Annotated in this window: 6 protein-coding genes, 2 pseudogenes and 1 riboswitch; of the genes and pseudogenes, 5 read left to right on the top strand and 3 right to left on the bottom strand. The window is 71.9% G+C overall.

Translation table 11 applies throughout. The features are described 5' to 3' along the window. Positions 1 to 171: 171 nt before the first annotated feature. Positions 172 to 876 carry a hypothetical protein gene (locus KV557_RS07085; protein WP_218198859.1) on the bottom strand — a complete coding sequence of 235 codons (705 nt, stop codon included), beginning with the start codon at positions 874 to 876 and terminating at the stop codon, positions 172 to 174. A gap of 163 nt (positions 877 to 1,039) precedes the next feature. Further along, positions 1,040 to 1,927, bottom strand: a pseudogene (locus KV557_RS07080) (short-chain fatty acyl-CoA regulator family protein); the annotation flags it as partial. Between KV557_RS07080 and KV557_RS07075 the strand changes: the two are divergent. Further along, a pseudogene (locus KV557_RS07075) lies at positions 1,926 to 2,255 on the top strand (3-hydroxyacyl-CoA dehydrogenase family protein); the annotation flags it as partial. The pseudogenes KV557_RS07080 and KV557_RS07075 sit on opposite strands and share 2 nt — an antisense overlap. Before the next feature lie 63 nt (positions 2,256 to 2,318). On the opposite strand, the gene metE reads toward KV557_RS07075, so the two are convergent. Continuing rightward, the gene (metE, locus tag KV557_RS07070) at positions 2,319 to 4,634 is read right to left on the bottom strand and encodes a 5-methyltetrahydropteroyltriglutamate--homocysteine S-methyltransferase (protein ID WP_218198856.1); all 2,316 of its coding nucleotides are present in this window, start codon (positions 4,632 to 4,634) and stop codon (positions 2,319 to 2,321) included. Positions 4,635 to 4,797: 163 nt separating this feature from the next. Beyond that, positions 4,798 to 5,019: riboswitch (cobalamin riboswitch) on the bottom strand. Positions 5,020 to 5,220: 201 nt separating this feature from the next. Between metE and KV557_RS07065 the strand changes: the two genes are divergently transcribed. The 4 genes from KV557_RS07065 to KV557_RS07050 are packed head-to-tail and all read left to right on the top strand — an operon-like array spanning position 5,221 to position 8,800. Then, positions 5,221 to 5,766: a hypothetical protein gene (locus tag KV557_RS07065; RefSeq protein WP_218198855.1), complete on the top strand. Its 546-nt coding sequence runs from the start codon at positions 5,221 to 5,223 to the stop codon at positions 5,764 to 5,766. Then, positions 5,756 to 6,649 carry an MNIO family bufferin maturase gene (gene bufB, locus KV557_RS07060; protein ID WP_218198854.1) on the top strand — a complete coding sequence of 298 codons (894 nt, stop codon included), beginning with the start codon at positions 5,756 to 5,758 and terminating at the stop codon, positions 6,647 to 6,649. Before KV557_RS07065 ends, bufB begins: the two co-directional genes overlap by 11 nt. Continuing rightward, positions 6,642 to 7,442: an HvfC/BufC N-terminal domain-containing protein gene (locus KV557_RS07055; protein ID WP_218198853.1), complete on the top strand. Its 801-nt coding sequence runs from the start codon at positions 6,642 to 6,644 to the stop codon at positions 7,440 to 7,442. Before bufB ends, KV557_RS07055 begins: the two co-directional genes overlap by 8 nt. Next, positions 7,439 to 8,800, top strand: coding sequence for a ferritin-like domain-containing protein (locus tag KV557_RS07050; RefSeq protein WP_218198852.1), 1,362 nt, complete (start codon positions 7,439 to 7,441; stop codon positions 8,798 to 8,800). Before KV557_RS07055 ends, KV557_RS07050 begins: the two co-directional genes overlap by 4 nt. Positions 8,801 to 8,844 lie beyond the last annotated feature (44 nt).

Here is an 8,844-nt window from a genome sequence, read left to right as displayed (position 1 = left end):
CGAGGCATCGCCACCCGGTATGACAAGACCCCGGAAAGCTACCTCGCCGGCCTCCACCTCCGTGGCGCGATGATCTGGATCAAGGACCTCACCCGGACCCACTGATCACGACCGAATACGCGCCCTAGGACGGGATCGGCGGGCGACCCGCCGGGCACGGCCCGGCCGTCGCTACGCGCCCACCACCCACGGAGGCCCTCGGCGGATCACACTGTGACGCAGGAAAACGGATGGACGGACCCGGTCGGCGGCCACCGGGACCACCCCGCCCGCACGGTGGGGGCAGACCGTCGGTCCGTCCTCCCCGCGCAGACGGGCGAAGGCGTCGGCGAACCGCCGGCGCCAGCGCCGGGCCAGCGTCCGCAGCGTGCGCGCCAGGCCCAGCAACCGCCACAGCACCACCTCGACCCGGTGCAGCAGCCAGCCCGTGGCGACCACCGCGACCAGGTGCGCGGCCAGCATGGTCGGCGAGTGCCCGAGCAGCCCGGCGTGGGCGGCCGTGTGCGCGGCACCGGCCGCGGGCCCCATGTGGTGGTGCATGTGCTGGTGCCCGTCACCCGCCGCACCGAGCCGCTTCACCGAGCCCTGCATCTGCACGCCGGAACCGCTCTCGAACAGCAGGTGCAGACCCAGCTGGCCGAAGGAGAACGCGCCCATGATCGCGGGCATCGACCGCTGCCGCCCCGCGCCGACGGCACCGACGACCGCCATCAGCAGCCAGCCGATCACCAGCTCCCCCGAGCCGACGCCGCCTCCGGCGGCGGCATGCGCGGCCGCGGCCAGCGCCACACTCACCGTGGCCAGCCCGACTGCCCGCACCAGCCGGACATCGGGCGCAGCGGCACGGGACACCTTGGGACGGGCTGGCTGGAACATGGCGGCCCCATCATGCCAGTCCCGCCGCCCCCGGCCACCCCGGACCTCGAAACCGGACACCCGAGGCCGCCGAGCCGACCCGCCGCCGATCGGCACCCGGACGACGGCCAGGTGCCTCGGAGGCTGCCGTCGGGATCGGAGCGCCAGGTGCGTGCGCCCTCGCTCAGGGCGCAGGCTTCTCAGGGGACACGGGGTACGGCACGAAGGTGCCGGCGTGTTCGTCGACCACCAGCGGGCGGCCGATCGGCGGGGCGGAGCGCTGGGGGCAGGCCGGGCGGTCGCAGACCTTGCACCCCAGGCCGATCGGGGCCGCGGCGGCCTCGTCGGTGAGGTCGAGGCCGGCCGAGTACACCGTCCGGTGGGCGTGCCGGAGTTCGCAGCCGAGGCCGAGGGCGAAGGTCTTGCCCGGCCGCCCCCAGCCGCCGGGTGATCGGGTGACGGCGCGGGCGGTCCACAGGTAGCGCTGCCCGTCCGGCATGGCGGCGACCTGGACGTGGACCCGCCCGGGCGAGGCGAAGGCCTCGTAGACGTTCCACAGCGGGCAGGTGCCGCCGGTGCGGGAGAAGTGGAAGCCGGTGGCGGACTGGCGTTTGGAGACGTTGCCGGCCCGGTCGACCCGGACGAAGGAGAACGGCACCCCGCGCAGCCGGGGTCGCTGGAGGGTGCTGAGCCGGTGGCAGACGGTCTCGTAGCCGACGCCGAAGCGGTCGGTGAGGTGCTCGATGTCGTAACGCGCCGACTCGGCCTCGGCGTGGAAGGCGGGGTAGGGCAGGACGAGCGCGGCGGCGAAGTAGTTGGCCAGGCCGATCCGGGTGAGCGCGTGGGCCGCCGAGCCCTCGGGGCTGTCCTGAGCCGCGAGTTCGGTGAGCAGCGCGTCGTGTTCCAGGTAGGCGAGCTGGGTGGCCAGGCGGAAGGCCTGCTGGCCGGGGCGCAGCCGGGGTGAGAGGCGGAGGGTGCGGGTGGCCGGGTCGTAGTGGTGCAGCCGGTCGTCGCCGGTGCCCGGGCCGGTGGCCACCGTGACGCCGTGGCGGTCGGCGAGCCGGTCGGCCAGCGTGGTGCGCACCCGCGACCGGGCCGGCTTCGTCGTCAACGCCCTGCTCGTGCCCTATCTGCTGTCCGCGATCCGGATGGCCGAGGCCGGCCACGCCACCCCCGAGGACATCGACGCGGGCATGGTCCACGGCTGCGCCCACCCGATGGGCTCGCTCCACCTCGCCGACCTCATCGGCCTGGACACCGTCGAGGCGATCGCGCGTGCGCTGTACGACGAGTACAAGGAGCCGCTGTACTCACCCCCGCCCCTGCTCTCCCGCATGGTGGAGGCCGGCTTGCTGGGCCGCAAGACCGGCCACGGCTTCCACGTCCACCGGACGGGCTGACCGCCCCGGTCGGCCCGTGGGGCGGACGGGAGCCGGATCCCGACCGCCCCGACCGGATCCGCGTCAGTCGGCCAAGCCGGCGCGGACCTGCCGGGCCGCGGCGACCAGGTGCTCCAACGACGCCTGCGTCTCGGGCCAGCCGCGGGTCTTCAGGCCGCAGTCGGGGTTGACCCAGAACCGCTCGGCCGGGATCGCCTCCAGCCCGGCCCGGAGCAGGCGGACGGCCTCCTCGGTGCTCGGGACGCGGGGCGAGTGGATGTCCCACACCCCCGGGCCGACCTCGCGCGGGTACCCCACCCCGGCCAGCTCGCCGGCCACCTGCATGCGGGAGCGGGCGGCCTCCAGCGAGATCACATCGGCGTCCAACTCCTCGATGGCGCTCAGGATGTCCCCGAACTCGGCGTAGCACATGTGGGTGTGGATCTGGGTGTCCGCACGGACCCCCGAGGTGGTGAGCCGGAACGCCTCCGTCGCCCAGTCCAGGTACGCAGGCCGGTCGGCCGCCCGCAGCGGCAGGGTCTCACGCAGGGCCGGTTCGTCGACCTGGATGACGGCGCCGCCGGCCGCCTCCAGGTCGACGACCTCGTCGCGCAGGGCGAGGGCGACCTGGCGGGCGGTCTCGGCGAGCGGCTGGTCGTCGCGGACGAACGACCAGGCGAGCATCGTGACCGGGCCGGTGAGCATGCCCTTGACCGGGCGGTCGGTCAGCCCCTGGGCGTAGCGGAACCATTCGACGGTCATCGGGTGCGGGCGGGAGATGTCCCCGGCGAGCACGGGCGGCCGCACGTACCGGGTGCCGTAGGACTGCACCCACCCGTGCCGGGTGGCCAGGTAGCCGGTGAGCTGCTCGGCGAAGTACTGGACCATGTCGTTGCGTTCGGGCTCGCCGTGCACCAGGACGTCCAGGCCGGCCTTCTCCTGGAAGGCGATCACCTCCCGGATCTCGGCCGCCATCCGCTCCTGGTAGGCGTCCTGGTCGATCCGTCCGGCGGTCAGGTCGGCCCGGGCGGCACGCAGGTCGGCGGTCTGCGGGAACGAGCCGATCGTGGTGGTGGGCAGCAACGGAAGCCCCAGCCTGGCGCGTTGGGCCTCGACGCGGTCGGCGTAGGGCTGGGCCCGACGGGCGTCGGCCTCGGTGACGGCGGCGGTGCGGGCCCGGACGGCGGGGTCTCGGGTGATCGGCGAGGCGGCCCGCGAGGCGAGATCGGCCCGGTTGGCGGCGAGTTCGGCGACGATCGCACCCGCGCCCTCGCGCAGGCCGCGGGCGAGCAGTGCGGTCTCCGTCGCCTTCTGCCGGGCGAAGGCGAGCCAGCGGGCGATCTGCGGGTCCACCTCGCGTTCGGCGGTGGCGTCGAGCGGGACGTGCAGCAGCGAGCAGGACGGCGCGACGTCCACGCTGTCGGCGAGGCCCAGCAGGGTGGCCAGGGTGGCGAGCGAGGCGCCGAGGTTGTTGATCCAGATGTTGCGGCCGTCGACCACCCCGGCGACCAGGCGCTTGCCGGGCAGCCCGCCGGCGGCGGCGAGGTCGTCCAGGTTGGCGGCGGCCCGTCCTGTGAAGTCCAGCGCCAGGCCCTCGATCGGGGCCTTGGCCAGCACCGGCAGGGCGCCGCCGAGGCGGTCGAAGTAGCCGGCGACCAGCAGCTTCGGACGGTCGGTGAGAGCGCCCAGCTCACGGTAGGCGCGGGCGGCGGCGTTCAAGTCGGCGGGTGTGCAGTCCTGGGCGAGCGCCGGCTCGTCCAGCTGCACCCACTCGGCCCCTGCGGCGCGCAGGTCGGCGAGGAGTTCGGCGTAGACGGGCAGCAGCCGGTCCAGCAGGGTGAGCGGCTGGAAGTCGGGTGCGACCCCGGGGGCGGGCTTGGCCAGCAGCAGATAGGTGACCGGTCCGAGCAGTACCGGGCGGGCGTCGTGACCGAGCGCCAGCGCCTCCCTCAAATCGCCGACCTGCTTTGCGGAGTCGGCCGCAAAGGCGGTGTCGGGGCCGAGTTCGGGCACCAGGTAGTGGTAGTTGGTGTCGAACCACTTGGTCATCTCCAGCGGCGCCACCTCCTGCGTGCCGCGCGCCATCGCGAAGTACCCGTCCAGCGGGTCGGCCTCGTAGGCGGCCCGGTGCCGGGGCGGGATCGCGCCGACCGCGACGGTGGCGTCCAGCACGTGGTCGTAGAGCGAGAAGTCGCCCGTGGGCACTTCGTTCACGCCGGCGTCGACGAGCTGCTGCCAGTTCTCCCGGCGTAGCACCGCCGCGGTGGTGTGCAGGGCGTCGGCGGTGACGGTGCCCTTCCAGTACCCCTCGATCGCCTTCTTCAGCTGCCGGTTGCGGCCCTGCCGGGGGTAGCCGTACACGGTGGCCCGGGTGGCGGCGGCTGCGGACTTCGCTGTCAAGGGACTCTCCTTCGCGAGTCTGTCTCCTGTGGTCCCCGGGGACGGGACGAAGGCGCGAAGGGGTGACGGACCGGGCGGTGGCCGCAAGGACGTCGCGTGCCGGATCCACCTGGTATGTACGCCGACCCGCCCACGAGGTCACCGGGATGTCCGCGCGCGATCGGTCGCGCGCGGGCAACGGGCAGGTCTTCGGACTCGCGGGCACGGCCGCCCGGACAAGGGCGGACACCTACTGGCCGTCGCTTCCCAGGCCCACCCGGGCCCAGTGCGTATGACGGCGGTCGTTCCCACTCACCGCTGCGGGGCAGTCCCGGATTCCCACCGGGTTCCCTCTTACGACGCGCCTGCCTGGCGGACAGGGCGAACCAGCTGCCCGGCCAGCCTAGAGGGAACCCGGCGGCCCCGACAGGGGAATCCCGGAATGCGTCCGCCGACTGAGACTGCGCCGACCATCGCTGGCACTTTCAGCTGACACCCTCGTCCGTACACGGCGTGTTCGGCGCGTTTCCGTCCGGTGCTCCCCGACGATGTGTCAGGCCGACGCCGGTGCACCGAGGAGCGAACCACCGAGTAGGGAGATGAACCCATGACCGGGAAAGCGAAACCCGAACCCAATGGCCACAAAGGCGGCCGAGCCCAGGAAGCCCTGGAATCGGTCGTCGACTTCGTCGTCGAGCGCAAGGCGCTCGCCCACGAGTCCGGCGAGCGGGTCCAGCCCAAGAAACCGCCGGAGGACCTCCAGCCCCGCGACCTGCACGTCTGCATGGGGCTGAACTCGTGCAGCAACCAGGACATCACCAAGAGTGCTCCGATGGCAGGCATGGGCGCGTGCGCCACCGTGCTCCACGTCTGCCACGGCGAAGGCGCCTGCCGGGGGCGTGGCGGCTGCGGCTACCACGGTTCGGACTTCGAGCACGCCCACCCCGGTGAGCAGGCCTGCCGCTGGAACGGGAGCTGCGCCAGCCCGATCAACGAGAGCCGGGTCTTCGCCGCCGGCCCGTACAAGGGCAAGAGCGTCTGGATGACGGCCCGCAAGCTGTTCGAAGCCCGGATGTACGAGGCCGGCGTCGCTTTCGGGCCGTCCCCCGGTCAGGGCTACCCGGACAACATGGTCCCCGAGTATGACCGTTAGCGCGCCCGACGGCGGGCTCCGCCCCGACACCCGCCGACTGGGCTTCGGCGTCGGACTGCGCGGCCCGCACGTCCCGTTCATCCGCGCCCACTGGCCGGACGTCGACTTCTTCGAAGTGCTCACCGAGAACTACCTGCACTGCCGCGGCGGACGCCGCCGCGCCCTCGACGAGATCGCCGAGCGCTACCCGATCCTGCTGCACGGCGTCTGCCTCTCGATCGGCAGCACCGACCCGCTCGACCGTGACTACCTGGCCCGGCTGCGGCGGCTCGCCGACGAGGTGCAGGCCGTCTGGGTGTCGGACCACGTGTGCTGGACCGGGGTCGCCGGCGTCAACACCCACGAGCTGCTGCCGCTGCCCTTCACGGAGGAGTCGCTCGCGCACGTGGTGGGCCGTGTCCGGATGGTCCAGGACATCCTCGAACGTCCACTCGTCCTGGAGAACCCGAGCACCTACGCGGGTTTCACCGCCTCGACGATGACCGAGTGGGAGTTCCTGTCCCGGCTCGCCGACGACTCCGACTGCGCGCTGCTGCTGGACGTCAACAACGTCTACGTGTCCTCCGTCAACCACGGGTTCGACCCGCACACCTACCTGCGCGCCCTGCCCCACCAACGCGTCGTCCAGACGCACCTGGCCGGCCACACCGACTACGGCACGCACATCGTCGACACCCATGACGCCGCTGTCTCCCCCCAGGTCTGGGACCTGTACCGGACGGCCGTCCGGCTCACCGGCGGCGTCTCGACACTGGTGGAGTGGGACGACCACCTGCCGTCCTTCCCGGAACTCCTGGCGGAGGCGGACCGGGCCCGCGCGCACGCGTCGGCCGTCGCGCACGCATCATCCGACGCCCCGCCCACGGGCGGCGTGCGTGGCTGACGCGCCAGGGCTCGCCGCTCTCCAACACTGGATGCAGACCGCGCTGCTCGACCCCGGCGCGGCGGCCCCCGACGGCACGGCCTCCCGGGTGCTCACCGCCTCCGCGCAGCTGGGCGCCGACCGTCGCCTCGCCCTCTACCAGCACGGCTGTCGCATGCGTCTGCTGGAAAGCATGCGCAGCCTGCACCCGGCTCTCGTCCGCCTGCTCGGCCAGGACCTGTTCGACCGGTTCGCCCAGGAGTATCTCGACGCCTGCCCCTCGCGTTCGTACCTGCTCAGCCGGCTGGACGAGCACTTCGCCGAGCACCTCCAGCGCAACCGGCCGGACGCGCAGGGAGAGCACGAACCGTGGGTCGACGTCCTCATCGACCTGGCCCGGCTGGAGCGCCTGTACACCGAGGTGCTGGACGGCCCCGGCACCGAGGAGCCCGGGCACACCGCTCACGGCCGGGACGCTGCCGAGGTCACGGTCGCGCCCTGTCTGCGGCTGCTGCGCACCAGCGCCCCCGTCCACCACTACCTGATCGCGGCACTGCGCGGCGAGGACGCCGACCTCCCGCAGCCGCACCCCACCTGGCTGGCGATCAGCCGGCGCGACTACGTCGTCGTCATCCGGGAACTGGCGTCCGACGCCTACACCGCCCTGCATGCGCTCAGTACCGGTGCCCCGGCGAGCCGAGCCGTGGGCACCGCCGATCCGCTCCGCGGCCGGGCGTGGCTCCGGGAGTGGGCCGCCGCGGGCTACATCACCGTCAACGTCCGGCCATGCGCTGAGGAAGGGATCGTCCGATGACCTCGACGAGCAGTATCTCGCCGCTCTTCACCAATCCGTCCGACTTCAAGAAGGGGGAGATCAAGACCCTCGCGAACCTCCGCGCGCACCTGAAGGTCGCGGCGAGGGTGGAGATGTGCACCATCCCGCTGTATCTGTACTCCGCGTACTCGATCAAGACGAAGGGCTACTCCCAGTGGTCCCCGGGCATCGGGGCGTTCCGCACCATCCTGGGTATCGCCATCGAGGAGATGCTCCACCTCTGCCTGGCGCGCAACCTGCTCATCGCCGTCGGCGGCGACATCACCTTCTGCGCCGCGGACTTCATCCCCGAGTACCCGGGTGTGCTGCCCCACCACCAGGGACGCCTGGAGCTGCACCTGGAGCGGCTCTCCAAGGACCTGGTGGAGAAGACCTTCATGCCGCTGGAGTTGCCGGAGCCCAGGCTGATGGTGAGCGGCGAGGAGGAGGAGCACGTCGAGGACTACGGCACGCTCGGCGAGTTCTACCGAAGGATCAAGGAGGGGTTCAAACTCCTGGACAAGAAGAAGGAGATCGACTGGAGCAAGTGCCGCAAGGAGTTCCAGTACCACCGCGCCTACTGGAACCAGAACGGCGGCGGCACGACCCTGCTGGTGACCGACCTCGACAGCGCCCTCAAAGCTCTGGACACCATCATCGACCAGGGCGAGGGCGCCGACCCCGAGAAGGGCACCGTGCCGCGCAACCCGGCCAATCCGCAGCCGGGCCTGGAGGAGTACACGCACTTCGAGAAGTTCAAGCGGATCGCCGCGTACATCGAGGGCATCGGCGTCGTCGACGGCACCCGGGAGCAGAAGGTCAAGGGCGGGCCCGAGGTGCCCATCGTCAACATCGACAGCACCCTCGCCGTGGCCGTCCTCGCCAGGGATCCGCACGTGGGTGACAAGTACGTCCAGGACAGCGTGCGCCTGCGCGCGCTGATGACGCTGTTCAACGCGGCCTTCACCTACACCCTGGCGCTGCTCGACGAGCTCTACAGCCGGAAGGTCGACGACCTGCGAACCGACTTCACCAGCCGCCGCTACCACCTGGAGCGCACCTTCATCGCGTCCATGCAGGGTGTGCTCTACCCCATCGCGGACCTGCTCACCAGGACCCCCACGGGCCGGACCCGGATGATCAACGGCAAGGAGGAGCCCGAGTACGCCGGGCCGGCCTTCGAGTACTACCAGTACGGCGTCGGCATTTACGGCGGTACCGCGATGCACGCCGAACTCGTCGACCTGTGCCGGCAGGCCATGACGTACTTCCCCCAACTCGGCGGTGAGGACGGCGTGCAGCGCCAGATCGGCCTCCTTCCGGAGCTGACGCCCGTCGGCGCAGCCGTCCTGGTCTGACGGCACGGCATTCGAGACAACGAGCCATTCGAGACAACGAGGTG

It is taken from the genome of Kitasatospora aureofaciens, from assembly GCF_019192735.1.
In the GTDB taxonomy this organism is placed as follows: domain Bacteria; phylum Actinomycetota; class Actinomycetes; order Streptomycetales; family Streptomycetaceae; genus Kitasatospora; species Kitasatospora aureofaciens_A.
This window is presented reverse-complemented; position numbering and strand designations above follow the sequence as displayed.

Excerpts from the sequence above, each read along its gene's own strand:
- KV557_RS07085 (WP_218198859.1), bottom strand. The coding sequence starts at position 876 with ATGTTCCAGCCAGCCCGTCCCAAGGTGTCCCGTGCCGCTGCGCCCGAT.
- KV557_RS07065 (WP_218198855.1), top strand. The coding sequence starts at position 5,221 with ATGACCGGGAAAGCGAAACCCGAACCCAATGGCCACAAAGGCGGCCGA.
- bufB (WP_218198854.1), top strand. The coding sequence starts at position 5,756 with ATGACCGTTAGCGCGCCCGACGGCGGGCTCCGCCCCGACACCCGCCGA.
- KV557_RS07050 (WP_218198852.1), top strand. The coding sequence starts at position 7,439 with ATGACCTCGACGAGCAGTATCTCGCCGCTCTTCACCAATCCGTCCGAC.